This is a genomic window from Dermatophilaceae bacterium Soc4.6 (assembly GCA_039889245.1).
Lineage (GTDB): Bacteria > Actinomycetota > Actinomycetes > Actinomycetales > Dermatophilaceae > Lapillicoccus.
Window position 1 is genome coordinate 1,389,797 of record JAZGVH010000002.1, and the last position, 16,147, is coordinate 1,405,943.

At 68.0% G+C, this 16,147-nt stretch carries 11 protein-coding genes, 2 pseudogenes and 1 CRISPR repeat array; of the genes and pseudogenes, 2 read left to right on the plus strand and 11 right to left on the minus strand.

The features are described 5' to 3' along the window. Positions 1–530: 530 nt before the first annotated feature. Positions 531–800, minus strand: a complete 270-nt coding sequence (locus tag V3N99_06385; GenBank protein ID MEO3936372.1) for a hypothetical protein — start codon at positions 798–800, stop codon at positions 531–533. Between the two features lie 1,534 nt (positions 801–2,334). Here V3N99_06385 and V3N99_06390 point away from each other — a divergent pair. After that, positions 2,335–2,950, plus strand: a pseudogene (locus tag V3N99_06390) (recombinase family protein). Positions 2,951–3,208: 258 nt separating this feature from the next. Further along, positions 3,209–4,222: a CRISPR direct-repeat array (repeat unit 27 nt; unit sequence GCCTCAATGAAGGGCCGGCCCCGAAGG). A gap of 131 nt (positions 4,223–4,353) precedes the next feature. Here V3N99_06390 and istB read toward each other — a convergent pair. Both istB and istA read right to left on the minus strand, forming a co-directional pair. Next, the gene (gene istB, locus V3N99_06395; protein MEO3936373.1) at positions 4,354–5,163 is read right to left on the minus strand and encodes an IS21-like element helper ATPase IstB; all 810 of its coding nucleotides are present in this window, start codon (positions 5,161–5,163) and stop codon (positions 4,354–4,356) included. Next, positions 5,160–6,746, minus strand: coding sequence for an IS21 family transposase (istA, locus tag V3N99_06400; protein ID MEO3936374.1), 1,587 nt, complete (start codon positions 6,744–6,746; stop codon positions 5,160–5,162). The genes istB and istA overlap by 4 nt, the downstream gene beginning before the upstream one ends. Positions 6,747–6,877: 131 nt before the next feature. Here istA and V3N99_06405 point away from each other — a divergent pair, with 131 nt between their 5' ends. Further along, positions 6,878–7,348 (plus strand): DUF4375 domain-containing protein, encoded by a 471-nt coding sequence (locus tag V3N99_06405; protein MEO3936375.1) that lies wholly within the window; start codon positions 6,878–6,880, stop codon positions 7,346–7,348. Positions 7,349–7,410: 62 nt separating this feature from the next. Here V3N99_06405 and V3N99_06410 read toward each other — a convergent pair whose 3' ends face one another. The 8 genes and pseudogenes from V3N99_06410 to V3N99_06445 form a co-directional block, all read right to left on the minus strand. Continuing rightward, positions 7,411–7,695, minus strand: coding sequence for a hypothetical protein (locus V3N99_06410; protein MEO3936376.1), 285 nt, complete (start codon positions 7,693–7,695; stop codon positions 7,411–7,413). Positions 7,696–8,330: 635 nt separating this feature from the next. Further along, a complete protein-coding gene (locus V3N99_06415) occupies positions 8,331–8,468 on the minus strand; it encodes a hypothetical protein (protein ID MEO3936377.1) in 138 nt (45 codons plus the stop codon). Positions 8,469–8,507: 39 nt separating this feature from the next. Next, positions 8,508–8,906, minus strand: a complete 399-nt coding sequence (locus V3N99_06420; protein MEO3936378.1) for a DUF6262 family protein — start codon at positions 8,904–8,906, stop codon at positions 8,508–8,510. Beyond that, positions 8,896–10,899: a tyrosine-type recombinase/integrase gene (locus tag V3N99_06425; GenBank protein MEO3936379.1), complete on the minus strand. Its 2,004-nt coding sequence runs from the start codon at positions 10,897–10,899 to the stop codon at positions 8,896–8,898. The genes V3N99_06420 and V3N99_06425 overlap by 11 nt, the downstream gene beginning before the upstream one ends. Then, positions 10,896–12,044: a tyrosine-type recombinase/integrase gene (locus V3N99_06430; protein ID MEO3936380.1), complete on the minus strand. Its 1,149-nt coding sequence runs from the start codon at positions 12,042–12,044 to the stop codon at positions 10,896–10,898. The genes V3N99_06425 and V3N99_06430 overlap by 4 nt, the downstream gene beginning before the upstream one ends. A gap of 148 nt (positions 12,045–12,192) precedes the next feature. Next, positions 12,193–13,380: pseudogene (locus V3N99_06435) on the minus strand (ISL3 family transposase). Positions 13,381–13,824: 444 nt separating this feature from the next. Next, positions 13,825–14,217 (minus strand): hypothetical protein, encoded by a 393-nt coding sequence (locus tag V3N99_06440; GenBank protein MEO3936381.1) that lies wholly within the window; start codon positions 14,215–14,217, stop codon positions 13,825–13,827. Between the two features lie 294 nt (positions 14,218–14,511). Next, positions 14,512–16,095: an IS1182 family transposase gene (locus V3N99_06445; GenBank protein MEO3936382.1), complete on the minus strand. Its 1,584-nt coding sequence runs from the start codon at positions 16,093–16,095 to the stop codon at positions 14,512–14,514. Positions 16,096–16,147 lie beyond the last annotated feature (52 nt).

Sequence of the window (16,147 nt, forward strand, 5' to 3'; positions counted from 1 at the left end):
GCCTCGCCAGCAGGGCGTTATCAGAAGCGGGCACTAACTGCGTTAGCGCGAGGAACAAATTCGTGCCGATAATCAAGACTATGTCACTGTCTAGTCTGCGTATTGCACCAGATGCATCACCGGCACCCGCCTCGACGCCGAACCCGGCCGGCGCGCAGCACTCCCCTGCGGGCCGCCGCCAGGACCACCGGTCGAGATGCCTTCCGTCTCTCGTCCACCCCGCCGACATGGGCGTGCGGGCCAGACAGGTGGCGATATCCCCCCACCCGGCCCCGGCCGACGCTGGAGTGCGTCAAGGGGCGGCCCGTGGGTGTGACCGGTGAACCCGAGCGGCGGGCCGCCGGGCGCTAGTGCACCACCAATTCTGCACCCGGCTCTCCGTGTCGCGCGTCAACCTTCACGTGCCCTGTGGATATCCGCCAGGAAAGGTGGCGGCTGTGGATAGCGCCCGCCCGCACCGGTCGGTCTCTGCCACGCTGGCCAGCCGCAAGCGGTGCGTTGTCGACGGTCTGGACGGACGGTCTGGACCCCTACCCCCACCGTTGCTGGGCGGCCTGCTTGCTGACACCGAGGACACGTCCGACCTGGCTCCACGACGCACCGTGACGGCGGGCCGTGTGGATGGCCCCTTCCACCTGGCCCTCCAGGCCCCGCAGCTCGTCGACGAGCCGTTCCAGGTCGGACAGGACCGTCACCGGCTTGACGTGGGCGACCCACTCAGGCCGGAACACGTCCTCCTCGAGGCAGCAACCGAGGCGGGGGAGCTCCGCACCGACATCGGGGCGCTGGAGCTCCTCCACGGCGTCGGTAACCTCTGCATCGGTGATCGCGACGACCCAAGGTTCAACCCCCGACGCCTTGTCGTCATCCTGCTCACCGGCCTCGGGTTACCCCACGCGAGACACCCTGACGCCAGCCACCGCGGCAAGGCGAAGGTCCTCAGACGACAGCTGGTTGACCGACCCATCTACGACGAGCTCGACCGGCACTGCGATTGCCACGACGCCACGCCCCGAGGTCAGCCTGCATCCTCCCCCGGGGGTGGACGACAGGCGGCCGCCGTAGTCCACGACGACGACCTCCAGTCGGAGAGCACTGCTTTCCTCGTGAGTACTGCACCGTTCGGTCCAGCTCCACTGAGCCCTCCCCTAACTGGCTGAGGAACCTTTAGCGGCACCCTCTGGGCCCAGTGAGCCTGTCCCGTAGGGCGATCGTCCACCGGGACAGCAGGACGTCAGCGCGGTTCGTGCGGTGCCCATGGATAGGAGGGTCGTGTCTCTTGCTCAGAAGGTCGTGAACAGATCCGCGCGTCCCTCGTCGAGGAATTTCGGCACCCGCTTGTAGAACCGGTTCTTGCCCGGCGCAGGGCGTCCTGGAACCGCAGCCGGCCCAGCTTTGGTGACCAACCAGCGTGTCCCCGCGGCGCAGGCAAGCCAGCGCGTCCTCCAGTGCAGCGGCCAGCCACTAACACAACAACAAGGACTGATGTAACATCCACGTATGCATTCAAGCAATACGTTCGAAGGCAGTTTCGTGCGATGACCTCGGAATCTCCCAATACCCAGCCAACCCTCACATTCGTGGGCAGTTGGTTCAGGCGAGGAATAGGATTTAGCGGGCCGCTTGTTCGACTGGAAGTCACTCGTGACCAACTTCAGTTTCGACCTAGATTCGGCCTAGGGCTTATCCTTCGGGGAGCAGTTATCCATCGAGAAGACATTCGGTCAATATCTTATGGTGGCAGGGGGTTTACTATCAGGTCGGGAATAGAAATTGTGACCCGTCGAGATGCTCGCCACTACTTTGGCGGCTTCAATAATGAATCTATTATTGGGGGGTTGCGCTCTCAAGGCTATTCCGTGCATATCAGATAGCCGCCTTCTGGTCTATGCCGGTACGCAGGTGAACGCCTTCTTCATGCTACGGGGAGCGTTTGTCTCCCAAAAGGTGAGTTGGATCGTCATCACGACCGTCATCGAGGTCGTGATGACGGCGATCTTTGGGATCGTAGCCATCCGGATACGTCGTGAAGCAAGCAGACCCAACCGCCCGACACAGCCGTAGTTAGGGAACTCAACCGGGACACCGCGGCGACGGCAACTGCCTTGGTCGCAGGCAGGCCAAGACGTGGTCGCCTTGGAGCGAGGGGTCTCACGGAACCTAACGCGTCGCAGCTCTGACTGCTGTCCCGATAGGCGAACGTCTTACGGGACGATGAGCCGGGCCGCGGCTCTCCCCTCGCTTCGGGCTGGACACGGTCACATCGACAGTCCCGTAAGACCCGTCCGGTGAGAAGTCCCGCAGAGGGGGTTCCTGCGGCACACACTGGCGGTCATGTCGGGACTGAAGATCGGGTACGCGCGGGTCTCCACCACCTGGGCAGGACCTCACCTCCAAACGTGAGGCCCTGATCCGCTTCGGCGTCGAGGCGGACCGGATCTACGTCGACCACGGCCTGACCGGCACCAACCGGGCCCGGCCCGGTCTGCGTGAGGCGATGGCTGCCTGCCGTGCCGGCGACGTCCTGGTCGTCACCAAGCTCGACCGCCTCGCTCGCTCCCTGCCCGATGCCCGCGACATCCTCGCCGAGCTCACCGAACGCCAGGTCGCCCTCGACCTCGGTGGCGCGCGCCACGACCCCACTGATCCCATTGGGCGGTTGCTGTTCAACGTGCTCGCGATGGTCGCGGAGTTCGAGTCCGACCTGATCAGGATGCGCACCCGCGAAGGCCTGGCCGTGGCCAAGGCCAAAGGCCGGTTGAAGGGCAAGCAGCCCAAGCTCAGCCCCCGCCAGGAAGCCCACCTCGTGACCCTGCACGCCAGCGGTGAGCACTCCCCGGGCGAGCTCGCCGAGCTCTTCGGCATCGGTCGCTCCACCGTCTACCGCGCAGTGCGCCAGCACCACAAGCTGGCAGCCGCCGGCCTCGACGTCCCGGCTCCATCTGGGTGAGCGGGGTGCGAAGGCCATGTCGCTGACCGGGCTCAGTCCCCAGCAGCACGCGGTCGCGCAGCAACGGTGGGAGGTCCTGCGCCCCCACCTGCAAGGCCAGCACCGGCCGTCGGCCACATAGCGATGCGAGAAGCGCGCCACCTACCGCTGCCAGTCACAGACACCAAGACTCCAGCCGGGTGTCTCGTAGACGATCGTCTACGAACCGGCGCTCTTGACGTTGCAGCTGAGCTGATCTCGCCGGGTGACCCATGCGACGCCTCAATGAAGGGCCGGCCCCGAAGGGCCGGCGACGCGGCCTACGCCTACGCCGATGGTCTCCTACAGGAGGGGCCTCAATGAAGGGCCGGCCCCGAAGGTGTCAAGGGCCGGTGACCCGACCTGGCCGTACTGGCTGGTCTTCGTGCCCTGCCACGGGCCTCAATGAAGGGCCGGCCCCGAAGGGCTGTCCTTGACAAGGGCCGGCGACCAAGTCGTTCGGTCGTCAGGTCGTCGACTCCGACGGGCCTCAATGAAGGGCCGGCCCCGAAGGGCCGGCGACATAAGCCACCGTTCGAGGTCGGCCATTTCCATTGCGCCTCAACGAAGGGCCGGCCCCGAAGGGCCGGCGACCGGTGAAGGACCACCGGCCACGGACCTGGTCGAGGAGGCCTCAATGAAGGGCCGGCCCCGAAGGGCCGGCGACGTCGTCGGACAGGAGGACACCGAGGCCGTAGTGCCGCGGGCCTCAATGAAGGGCCGGCCCCGAAGGGCCGGCGACCCCCTGCGTGCCCAGTCGTTCGCGGCGGCCCCGTCTGCGCCTCAATGAAGGGCCGGCCCCGAAGGGCCGGCGACATCCCCGGCACCGCGAACACGTTCCTGCGGCAGATGACGCCTCAATGAAGGGCCGGCCCCGAAGGGCCGGCGACGTGCCAAGGGCGACGGACGACCCGATGAACTCGATCGTGCCTCAATGAAGGGCCGGCCCCGAGGGGCCGGCGACCGGGTTACGCGCAGGTCGCGGCGTCGCTGACGTGGACCCGGCCGCAATGAAGGGCCGGCCCCGAAGGGCCGGCGACCCACTGGTGGACCGGGCCCACCGAGTGCCACAGCCTGCCTCAATGAAGGGCCGGCCCCGAAGGGCCGGCGACCTCAGGTCATCCAGCTCTCCGCTGAGGAGATGCAGCCTCAATGAAGGGCCGGCCCCGAAGGGCCGGCGACCATCTTCTACAACACCGGCACGGAGGCGTTCGGGGTGCCTCAATGAAGGGCCGGCCCCGAAGGGCCGGCGACTTTGGTGTCAAGGGCCATTGAGATCTGCCCAGGGGCGGTCGTGAGACCTGCCCGGTGACGGTCACGAGAACTGCCCGGTGGTGGCCATGGGATCTGCCCAGTGCTGGCCACCGTCGGTCCGGTGTTGGGGGTCAGGTCAGCGGGTTCACCCCCTGGCCGGCGAGGGCTTGGGTGAGGCGGACGCTGTCGCCGGTGGTCTGACAGATGTGGGCGTGGTGCAGGAGCCGGTCGACGGTCGCGGTCGCGAGGGTCTTGGGCATCAGCTCGTCGAACGAGGCCGGGTGCAGGTTCGAGCTGATCGCGATGGACCGCTTCTCGTACGCGGCATCGACCAGCCGGTACAACCCTTCGGCGGCGTCGTTCGCCACCGGGAGCAGGCCAATGTCATCCACCACGACGAGATCTGCTCGCAGGACCCGGGCGATCGCACGGGTGACCGTGTCGTCCGCACGGTGCCGGCGCAGCAGGATCCCGAGGTCCTCGAGGGTGAACCACGCGACCTTCAGCCCGGCCTCGACGGCTTGCTGGCCGAGGGCCTCGAGCAGGAACGTCTTGCCCGTGCCGGAGGGCCCGCACACGACGAGGTTCTCCCGCCGGTGGACCCACTCCAAGGTCCGCAGGGCCTGCTGGGTCGGCGCCGGGATCGAGGAGGCCTGCGGGTCCCACACGTCGAACGTTTTCCCGGTGGGGAACCCGGCGGTGCTGCGGCGGGTCGCGAGGGCTGAGCGTTCCCGGCCGGCGGCTTCCTCACCGAGCAGGGCCCGCAGGACCTCGACCGGTTCCCACCGTTGGGCTTTCGCGGTCGCGACGACTTCAGGGGCGTGACGGCGGATGTGCGGCAACCGCAGCCGTCGCAGCAGCGTCTCGAGGTCGTCGGGAAGTGGCGGCGGGGCCGGGACACCGAGCGCCGGGACCGTGGGTGTCGTCGTCGCGCGGCTCACGAGGTCACCTCCGGTCGACCATCGTCGACCGTGCTCGCGAGGTCGCCGCCTGTCGGCGCAAGCGACGCCGGCGCAGCGCCGAGCGCGGCCCAGCTGGCGGTGCCCTGGGTCAAGGACCCGTCTTCCCCCGCGCGGCTGACCGCAGCGTTCCGCGTGCCGCTGCTCGTGTGCTGGTGGTGGTCAAGGATGGACGCAAGGTCGGCCTCGGCGAACCGGGCATGGACTGCGGCGTGGCCCAACGCCCAGTCGACGTCCTTCCTGTCGAACAACTTCGCCAACGTCACGGCCTGGGCCATCTTCACCCGGATCTTCGTCGTCCCCGCGGCCGCGGCCTCGCTCAGCCACAGCCGGGCACCGTCACCGATGGCGAGGAACTCGACCTCAGCAGTGTTACGGGCCAACGGTTTCCGCTCCAGCGATCCGACCGGGGCGTGGGGGAAGTGGTCGTCGTTGATCTTCGGGCTGCCCGGAGTGGCGCGGGCGTGACGGGCGACCTCGACCGGCCCGGTCAGCCCGACGTGCACGAGCACGACCTTCTCGTCGGCGCCCTGCCCGTGGACGCGGACCCACACGACCTGACCGAGCAACCGGGCCGGGACGGAGTACTGCCCACCCTCGAACGAGACCATCGGGGTGCTCGGCGGGACCGTGCGGGTCACGCCGAACGCGACGGTGTGCGGGACGGTGGGGATGGGGTGCAGCCGGGTGCATTCCTCGGCGAGCATCTCGACCGGGGCCCGACGAGTGACCCGGTGGACCCGGGTGTTGACGTGGTCACAGAACTCCTCACACGCAGCCTCGAGCTCGGCGAACGAGGTGTACTCCTCGCGCAGGTTCGTGTCCTTCGGGACCAGGTCGGCCTTCGCGATCTTCACCGACGACTCCGACCCACCCTTCGACGCGGGGTCCGCCGGTACACAGGTGTGAATCGTGACGCCGTAGTGCCGGGCGAACGCGACGATCCCCGGGTTACGCACCGGCATCCCGGCGATGTGCTCCGTCGTGACCGTCTTCTCGTTGTCGGTCAACACGTACGTCGGGGCCCCACCGAGCCGGCGCAGCGTCACGTCGAGCGCAGCCATCACCGACGGCATCGTCTTGTCCCGGATCGGCAGGACCACCCGGAACCGCGACCACGCCAACCACGCGATGAACAACGTGGTCTTCACGCCGTCGATGACGGGGCCGTCGCCGAAGTCGTACTGCAGCCACATCCCCGGCTCCGTCACCCAGGGGCGGTGCACGCGGACCCGGCCGAGGCGGTAGTCCCGCTTCACCGCCGCGACCGCCCGCCGGGTCATGCGCTCGGACCCGGTGTACCCGAGGCCGAGCAGCTTCTCGTGAGCCCGGTCCGCGCGCAGCTTGCCCTTCGACCGCTCGATCCACTCCTCGATCTTCGGGAGGAACTCCTCAATCAGCTGCGGTCTCGCGGCGGGACGGTCAGACAAGGCGCCCGCTTCGCGGGCGGCGACGTACCGGCCGACGGTGTGGTGCGAGACCCCGGACAACTCCCCGGCGTCCCGCAACGACCCCGTCAGGTCGAAGGCTTCCAACATGTTCATGATCTCCTCGGCAGACTTCATGGTGTCCCTCCTGGGGGCGGTCGGCGCATCAGCACCGCCACCGCACCCCAGGAGGGGCCTCAACCGCTACATGCGGTGAGGCCAACGAACTCGTGTCGGGCAGATCCCGTGACCGTCAGTGGGCACTTTTCGTGGCCGCTACCGGGCAGTTATATGGCCGCCTCCGGGCAGTTTCTCGTGGCCGCTGCCATCGTCCTCTCAGTGACGAACAGCGGCAACTGCTCGCCGTGTGCGACCTTCGCCAAGCGGTGAACTCGGGAGGGTTTGACTCTTACCTGCGCTTCTGGGGCGCAGACACGGCGCCCGATGCACTTGCGATCGTCGATGGCGCCCTGGGTGAGCCCTGGCGACAGGTTCTGGTTGAGGCCTTGGACATCTTCGGTACTGCGAACCCTTCGACTGCCGATGAACGGGCGGAGGTGCTCGACGATGCCTCCGAGGCCGACGACGTGCTGGGGATGCTCGATGAGCGCTTCTACGAACTGGAGGGCTCGCAGGACGCGGATGCCGCGCTCGGCCAACGTGCGGAAGCGCTCAGCCCGTGGCCGGACGCTGGCACACCAAGTCCAAAGCGCCGCTTTTGGGGTCGTAAGTCGGACTAGGCACCCGCCGATCTTGGGCATGAGCCGGACACCCGGACCTGCGTCTAGCCGCCGCGAAGTCGCTACACGACGTGGAACTCGACTCGGTGGACGAGGGTGTCATCGCCGATCGGGCCAGAGTGGGCGGCCCGGTCACGAAGAGCCTCAAGATCGGCCTCGCCTGACGCGGCCACATCATCGTCGGTGACGGCCGAGAAGGGCAGCACCTCGATGGAGTCGATCGCGAGGACGACGCCGGAGGTCCGGTAGCGGCCACCGAACTTGACCTGCGGCCTGCTCCACAGCCGGATCGACACCGTGACGCCGCCGCCGGCAACCCGCTTGCGAAGGTCTCGACTGAACATCACCCCGCCACGCTAGAGCCGGCTCCAAGCGCTCGTCGAGGTAGCCCCTTTCCGCCGCGAGAGCGGCCGTGTCTTTCCGCCGCGAGAGCGGACGTCCCACTGCGTCGCGAGAGCGGCCCGTCGACAGCTCAGCCCGGGGTAACCGGCGAGGTGCAGGGCGAGCGGCGGGACGAGTGCCCACCGTGTCCATGCAGACCCGGGAGCCGCCTTTAGCTCAAAGCAACTGTCCGGTTGGGGCTACGACGTGTCCTCAGCCACGATCCTTGTGTGGCCAGCGTCTGACCACCGCCAGCTAAGCGAACTCGGTAAGCCACGACCCTCGCGCCCTTAAGCCATTCCGCACGTTCGACCGGCCGGAGCAGTTGCGCCTCGAGCCAATCCGCCGCTAGTGCGGCAAAGAATTCCGGGTCTTCCCGAACACCCTGCACACGGAGGTCGGTGTCATCCCCTCCGTTGTCCAAGAGGCTGCCATCGCCCCATTCACCTTCTAATTTGAGTCCCCAGGACGTAGCAGACCAGTAACCAACCTGGAGCTCGGTCAGTCCGAAGCTGCCCTCAAGAGCGGGGTGGCTGACCGTGACGATGAGCGGAGTCAGCACGGCCAAGCACCCAGAAGCCGCCGGAAGCAAACCGGCTCTTCACAAAGCAGGGTGTAGTTGCGGTCTGAAGCCGCCGCTCTCGAGCAGGGATCGGGCGATGTAGTTGGTGAGGTTGCGGAACCCGAGGGCGGAGCCACGCAGATGCTCGAGTCGACCATTGACGGTTATCTGGAGCACTTGGTCGGATGTGGCCGGTGACCTGCATGTCTGCGTCGGCTACATGTCGCTGACGGGGGCGTCGCGGCCGGCGGTGCGGTCCTGCCCGATGCGGGTGGCGAGTTGCAGGCGGAGCGCGTGGTTCTCTGCTCGCAGGGTGTGGAGTTCCTGGCGGAGGGTGGTCAGCTGTTCGTCGCGGGAGGCTTGGCTCATCCGTTGGGCTGCGGGTTGACGGGGGCTGCGGGTGGCGGGAGCTCGAAGCCGGTTGATTTGCTCGCGGAGCTGGGGATCGCGATAGAGCAGGGTCCGCGAGACGCCGGCGGTGTGAGCGACGGCGGCGTAGGTGATGGGGGTGCCAGCGTGGTCGAGGGTATGGATGGCCGCGCGGGCCCGCTCCCGAGCCGATTCGGCTCGGTGCCGGCTCGCGGCAGTGAGGGCTGTGGTGTTGTCAGCGCGCATCGGGGGTGTCCTGTCCGGCTGGGGCGTCATGGATCCCGAGGGTCTCGAGGGTTTCCAGCGCGGAGATGATCCTCGTGAGGTTGTCGGCGACCTTGCGGTGGTTGTCGGCCAGCCGGTGGTTGCCGCGGTGCTCGGCCAGGTCGATCAGTTCGAGGGTGTCGTCGTGTTGGCGCCGGTGGATCGGCAGGAACGTCGTGGTGGTTTGGAAGTCCGGGCAGGTCAGGCAGGCGTTGGGGTGTGGGCAGTCCTGCTGCGGTGGTCGTCCGCAGTAGCCGTTCGGCAGGCTGGCCTGCACCCGGGCGAGGTTGTGCTTGATCCACTCGGCGTCGGCGCTGGGACCGTGGGGGTCGAACGGGAGGCGGTCACCGTGGATGTCCACGCGCCGCTGCTGGTAGTCGTCGAAGGCCGCGCGGACGGTGGCGTCGTGGATCGTGGCGTACCGGGCGGTCATCTGGGGTGAGGCGTGGCCGAGCATCTTCTGAACGACGTGCTGCGGCACACCGGCGTTGATCAACCGGGTCCCGAGGGTGTGACGGTACTGGTGCGCGGTGACGGACACGGCCTGGCCGGCTTCGTCGTGGAGACTGATCTTCTCCTGCCAGTCGGCTAGGCGCTGGCGCAGGGTGGCGTAGGAGAATGGTTGGGCCCCATCGGGATTGGCGTGAGGCGAGGGAAACAGCTTCGGGCATCCGGCTGGCCAGCGGCTGCTCAGGTGCAGTTGTTGGGCGCGGACGGCGTCGGCGGCCCGCTGCGACAGCGGGACGAGCTGCTCGGTGGACATCTTGTGGTTGACGTACTTCAGGCAGGGCCAGCCGGCGCTGTCGACGATGACGGGGTTGTACTCGAGCAGGCAGGCGTCATTGGCGCGTAGGCCGGTCTCCTGGATGAGGATCAGCAGGTGTCGGGTGGTCTCGTCGGGGAGCAGGGCGAGGTTGTTGGGGTCCTCGAGCTGGGCCATCACGAACTCGGGGATGAACCGTGGCAGGGGACGCGGCCGCGGTGGCAGCTCGTCCAGGTACAGCGCGGCGTGACCGGAGAGGCCGGGCATCCAGTCGTGGCGGTGGCAGGCCTGCAGGAAGCTGCGCAGGATGACCAGGTAGGTGTTCGTCGTGTTGCCCGACAACTGCGGCGCCGCGGTGAGCCAGGACAGGTAGTGCTCCAGGACCTGCCGGCTGATCCCGCTGGCATCATCGACGTCCGGGTGATGGTGATGCAGGAACCCGGCGAACCAGCGCAGGGCACGCTCGTCGATGCTGACCGATCCGAACGCTTTACCGGCGCCGAGCCGGTAGCGGCAGGCTCGCTTGATCGCCTCACGCAGCCACGGTTGTGGGATGTGGTCGAACCGAATGGGTGGGACCTTCTTCGGCGACGGTCGCGCCCCGAGTGCGGCTGCCCGCCAGGTGTCTCGAGCGAACTCGGCCTCGGCGTCGATGCCCTCGTCCAGGTCGAGCACCTGCCGCCACGCGAAACGCAGCTGGCCCATCGCCCGGCCACCGGTGTCGGTCAGGCCGTGCTCGAGGGCCAGCAAGGTCCAGCGCTCCAGCCCGTGGTCCAGCAGCGAGTCGACCCTGGCGGTACTGACCAGCCTCACGAGGCGGTTGATCATCATCGGGACGAGGCGGATCGTTCGATGATCGTGGCGGATCTGAATGGAGTAGGCCACCTCCAACCGCAGCTGCAACGGCAACCCGCGAAGATCGAACGCGTCGATCCGGTCGCTGTGACCGCCGACCACCGGGCCGGTCGTGGCCGCGAACAGGTCCAGGTCGTGGCGGCCCTCGTGGACCCACCGTCCGTAGTGGCTGTTGCACAGCAACTTGGTCCAGGCGCCGCGTTCGCAGTCGGTGACGCGGCACTGCCCGCGCGCGAAGACGGGGTGGGTGGGATCGATGTGGATCAGGTCGACCGCGAACTCCGGTCGGACAGCCGCTCCCAGCTTGTCCAGCAGGCTCAGCGCGCCAGCCCGGTTGGCGTGCAGCGCGATGGTCATGACGGGTCCGCCTGCAGGACCGGGCGAGTGGCTGGCCGCTCGACCCAGAATCCCGCGCGGACGAGCTCGGCCCGCACGTCCTCGACACCGAGATGGACGTACGTTTCGCTCGTGGTCACGACCGAGCGGTGGGTCAGCATGTTCGAGACGATCTCGATCGGGACACCGGCCCGGATCAGCTCCGTCGCCCGGGTATGGCGCAGCATGTGGGGGCTGAACTCGATCCCGGTCCCGGCCCGCAGGCGGGCCACGAGCTTCGCGACCGCGTCGTACCGCAGGGGTCGCCCGACCGGTGCCGCGAACAGGTTGACGAAGACGTAGTCGCTGTCCAGGTCGCCGTATTCGGTGTGCATGTACTCGCTGTACAGGCGCACCAGCGGCGCTGAAACGGGCAGCACGGCAACGGTTTTGGTCTTGGCGCGGGCGCCGTTGGCGTTGTCGTCACGCGGCACGATCCGCAGCTCGCACCGACGAGAGATCAGATCGCTGTGGCGCAGCCCGAGCGCTTGACCCACCCTGATCCCGGTCTCGGCCAGCAGCGCGAGCAGGAACCTGTCTCGCAGCCGCGTGCAGGCGCCGAGGATCACCGCGACCTCCTCAACGCTCAGCGTGGACGGCAGCCGCCTCGGTGCCTTGAGCTTGACGGGTCTGGTCGCGATCGGGCGTCCCTTGGTGACATGGTGCAGGAACGGCTTGAACGACCCCCTCGGTACACGGCGCCACGCGACCAACGACTCAGCCAGGGCCACACCCGTGCGGGCGTGGAAGTCATAGAAGCCGAACACGCCCGCCAGGTGACGGTTGACGGTGGCCTCGCTGCGGCGGGCCGTTGCAGCATCCAGCACGATGACGTTCGCGGCCGGTGCCCGCAGCCACGACACGAACCGTGAGACGTCCTCGACTCCGGCGCTGGCCCAGTCGACGCGTCTCAAGGCGAGGAACTCGAGCCACAACGCCAGACTGTGCGCGTACGCCCGCACCGTGTTCGGCGACCGCTCGATCGAGGACAGGAACGCCAGGTACCGCTCCGCCGCCTCGACCGGACCGAAGTCGTCGTCGACGACGGTCCACGACTCCACCCCCGTCACCGGCATGAGCACCCGTTGCGCCTTCACCAGCACCGCCACCTCGAGGTCGGCCTGCACCGGCTTCCAGCCGGATACCTACTCTTCTACTCCGACCCGCCAGCCACGTGGGGGACGTCGAAGACATGCTCCAGATAACGTGTCGCTGACGCACCGGATCGGCCTCGTGAGCTACGTCGGACACACCCTCCGGAGGGCTCCAGATAATGATGGCTTCCGTAGGTCCATTCGAGGTCCCGGGCCGGTCGAAGTAGGCCAGCACGTCGTCGGCCCTGCTGGCCAGCGTGCGGCCGAGCTTGCTCACCTCGGTCAGCGCTTCAGGGACGGCGTCGCTGACCGAGGCTATGAGCGTCGTCATCAGTTCGCGTCCGTGCTTGCGGTCGGGGTCGCGGTACGCGGCGACCATCCGCTGGTAGATGCCCCAGGTGGCCTCGACCTCGACGTGCTTGCGGTTCGTGAACAAGACGGTCAGTCGTTCCCGCTGAGCGTCGGTGAGTAGGTCGTTGCCGGTGTGCAGGGTCCTGCGGGCCTTGAACAGCGGGTCCTCCTTTCGGCCTCGGTGGCCGTGCACGGCCTGCTGGACCCGGCGACGGCAGGTGTCGAGTGCGTCGCCGGCCAAGCGGACGACATGGAACGGATCCATCACGGCCACCGCCTTCGGCAGCTCTTCGCTGGCGGCGGTCTTGAACCCGGTGAACCCGTCCATCGCCACCACCTCCACCCGGTCGCGCCAGCCCTGGGAGCGGGCCGCGAGCCACTGCTTGAACGCCTGCTTGGACCTGCCTTCGACCATGTCCAGGAGCCGAGCAGGGCCGGTACCGTTACGGATTGGGGTGAGGTCGATGATGACGGTGACGTACTTGTCCCCGCGCCGGGTGTGCCGCCACACGTGTTCGTCGACCCCGACGACCTGCACGCCGTCGAACCGGGCCGGGTCGCCGATCAGGACCCGCCGGCCCTCGGCCAGGACGGCGTCGTTCGCGGTGTTCCACGACACCGCCAAGCCCTCCGCGACCCGGGACACGGTCAGGTGCTGACACACGATCCCCTCCAACGCCCACCGTAACCCCCGCCGCGACAGCTTCGCCCGCGGCTCCGCCGCAGCGCTCGTGTCCTGGCGCCAGACCTGCCCGCACCCTGTGCACCGATACCGGCGGACCGTCACGAGCAACGTCGTGGGACGCCACCCCAGCGGCTCGTGCGCCAACCGCCTCACCACGGTGTCGCGGGCTACGCCCTCGCCCCCGCAGCGGTGGCACCACCGGTCGGGTTCCACGACCCGGCACGCGAGGACCGCCCGGCCAGGTTCGAGACGTTGCCCGGTCACTTCGAGTCCGAGCTCGTCCAAGCGGGTGAAGGTGGTCAGGTCAGGGGCAGCGAAGGTAGCGTCAGGCACGTCGAGGTCTTCCAGATGCGGTGTGTAGGAACCCTCATCATCGGAAGACCTCGACACCTACCCCGGGACCGACGCGCCGAGCCACCCGGGCGAGGGACCTACACCCTCAACTGTGAAGAGCCAGCAAACCAGGAACGGACCAACCCGATGCGCGGATTCGTAGATGCTTCAGGAACCGATCTTCGTCCTTGGACCTCGGCTCGCTGCCGCCGAACCAGCCGACATCCCTCACAGCGCTCCTGACTCCACGAGACGTAAGGTACTGCCGCGCGGGCAGTCAGGCCATCTTCGGGGTCTGGTCCGCCCTGAGCCCTTCCTGTGGACGGTAGAACATACCTAGCCGATCCGCAGCCACTCGCAAGAACCCGGGCCGGCCCGTCTGCCTCGAAAGGCTGGCCCGGTCCGCAGACAAGGACCCTGCCCCACTCCGCCGCGTGTCGGGCGCTACCTAAACTGAGCGACGACCTCGATGGTGCCGATGATGTGCTGGTTGAAGTCGTCGAGGTCCTCGGCTGGGATCCAGTACTCGAGGATGGTGTGGCCGCCGACTTGATGGACGTCGTACCGCTCGAGGTAGGACCGGTCGACCTCGAAGCGCGTCACGTACCCCACTCCACTGGCTTTCACGTTCCAGTCGCGGGCAATCTTGGTCGCGTACTCTTCATTCAAGACGGGGTAGAAGATCGGTTGATCCGGCAGCCGAGGTGGCCAGGCTCGCCAACCGGAGGCTTCCACGAGGGCAAGCTCGGCCGGTCCCGTCGGGCGCCAGAGGGTGACAGTCTGCATCCGCTCATCCTGCTTGGACGTCTCGTTCGCGTCGACCTGATTACGGAACATCTATCCGCCTTGGGTGGCCTCGACTGCGCCCGTCCCACCTCCGAGGGTGCCGTCTCCCGCACCGCCGCATGTGCCCTAGGGCTCTAGGGCTCTAGGACCCTGCTGAACAAGGCTCGTTCGTGGGTCGCGGTCGTCATTCAGGGGACGGCAGGGTGCCGACTGGGGCGCTCAGGGCACCCCGGAGGGCTTGTTCCTCGCGAGACCAGAATGATGTTCCGGTTGGTGTGAGGGAGTGCGGGGCCTGTGTGGGGCCTGCAGGGGTGGTGGACGGGGGGTTCTGCCTCGTTCGTGGGCTCAGGCCAGGACCCAGGCTCCGTCGGTGCGGGTCAGGCCGAGGTTGAGCAGCCGGCGTAGGTTCAGGGCGGCGCTGCGGGTATGGAGCCAGGCGTTGTTCTTCCGCACGCCGCGGTAGCGGACCCGGCGGTTCCTCCCGGCCACGAGCCACGAGATCGAGCGTTCCACCATCGGTCGGTGCTGGCGGTAGTCCGCTTGCCAGGCCGGGTCCTTCGCGCGCTGACGATGCTCGCGCAGCAGCGTGTGATGCCGGTGCAGCTGCAGGATCCGGCCCCGCTTCGCGGTGGTGCACCGGGCCCGCAGCGGACAGCCGACGCACCCGATTCCGAAGGTGACGGTCCGGCTCTTGCTGATGGGGCGGGTCAGGCCGTTGGGGCAGGTCGCGGTGCCGGCCTGCTCGTCGACGGTGAAGTCGTCCTGGGTGAACCCGCCTTCGACGGCGGGCTTGAGGGGGCCGGGTTTGACCAGCGGACGCCGCCGCGCCGCGGTGATCTTCTCCAGCGCGTCACCGGTGGCGTAGGCGCTGTCCCCCAGGACGTCGACGACCTGCCCGTCGGGGAGATCGGCCGCCGCGGGCAGGGTGTCGTCCGCGTCCATCAGCCGCATCCCGGTCGCCCCGTCCGGCGCGAGCGGGCCCGCGCCCTTGGTCAGCTCGCACGCGGTCGTGATCCCGGTCTCGGGCTCGACCGCGATGTGCGCCTTGAAGCCGTCCTGACGCCGGTGCACCGTCTTGTGGATGTGCCGGGCCTCGGGGTCGACGATGCTGATGACCCGATCGGGGGCGACCTTCCGCGCGATCCGCCACCGGCCGTCGGTCCCGTCCGACCCGGGCGCAGGTTCGACGTCCTGCCCCGCGATCAACGCCAGCAACGCGACCGCCTCCGCGCCGACCTCGTCGAGGTCCCACCCGGACACGACCTCCAGCAGCGCGAGGGCGTCACGCACCAACGCGTCGACCAGCACCGCCCGCGCCTCGCGGTCGTCCCAGGCGATCTGGGGCTTACCCGGGTCGTCGTAGTCATGCGCGCAGCACACCGTCGCGACGACCTCGCCCGCGCCGGGGACCTGCCGGACGACCTTACGGATCACCGCGACCAGCTGCGTCACGGTGTCCTGCGTCGCGACCGCATCATCCAACGCGGTCGAGTCCAGGGCCCGCCGGTTCTTCCCCGTCAACACCCCCGTCTCGGCGACCACCACCTTGACCGCGTCGAAGATCCGATGCGGCGCCGCGCTCCCCGCCAACCGCTTCCGCCAGTACGTCAACGTCGACGGGTCGAACCCGCCATGCCCGACCGGCAGGCCACACGCGACCTTCCACCGCAGATCCGTACGCAACGCCGCCATCGCCTCCCGGTCCGAGAGCCCATGCAACGACTGCAACACCATCACCGACGCCGCGACATCCGCCGGCACCGACGGGCGACCCAACCGGGTCGGGAACAGATCAGCGAACATCACCTCCGGGAACAACACCCGCCGCTGCTGCGCCAACAACCCGAACACACTGCCCTTGTCGATCAGATGCCCCGCGACCGACTCAGCATCCAACAGCTCACGCGCATCCAGCGGACGACCCTGCATCCACACATGATCCCAACCCCCGACCAGCGCGACCAGGACGACACGCCTTATT

Excerpts from the sequence above, each read along its gene's own strand:
- V3N99_06440 (MEO3936381.1), bottom strand. The coding sequence starts at position 14,217 with ATGTTCCGTAATCAGGTCGACGCGAACGAGACGTCCAAGCAGGATGAG.
- V3N99_06425 (MEO3936379.1), bottom strand. The coding sequence starts at position 10,899 with ATGACCATCGCGCTGCACGCCAACCGGGCTGGCGCGCTGAGCCTGCTG.
- V3N99_06420 (MEO3936378.1), bottom strand. The coding sequence starts at position 8,906 with ATGCGCGCTGACAACACCACAGCCCTCACTGCCGCGAGCCGGCACCGA.
- istA (MEO3936374.1), bottom strand. The coding sequence starts at position 6,746 with ATGAAGTCTGCCGAGGAGATCATGAACATGTTGGAAGCCTTCGACCTG.
- V3N99_06445 (MEO3936382.1), bottom strand. The coding sequence starts at position 16,095 with ATGCAGGGTCGTCCGCTGGATGCGCGTGAGCTGTTGGATGCTGAGTCG.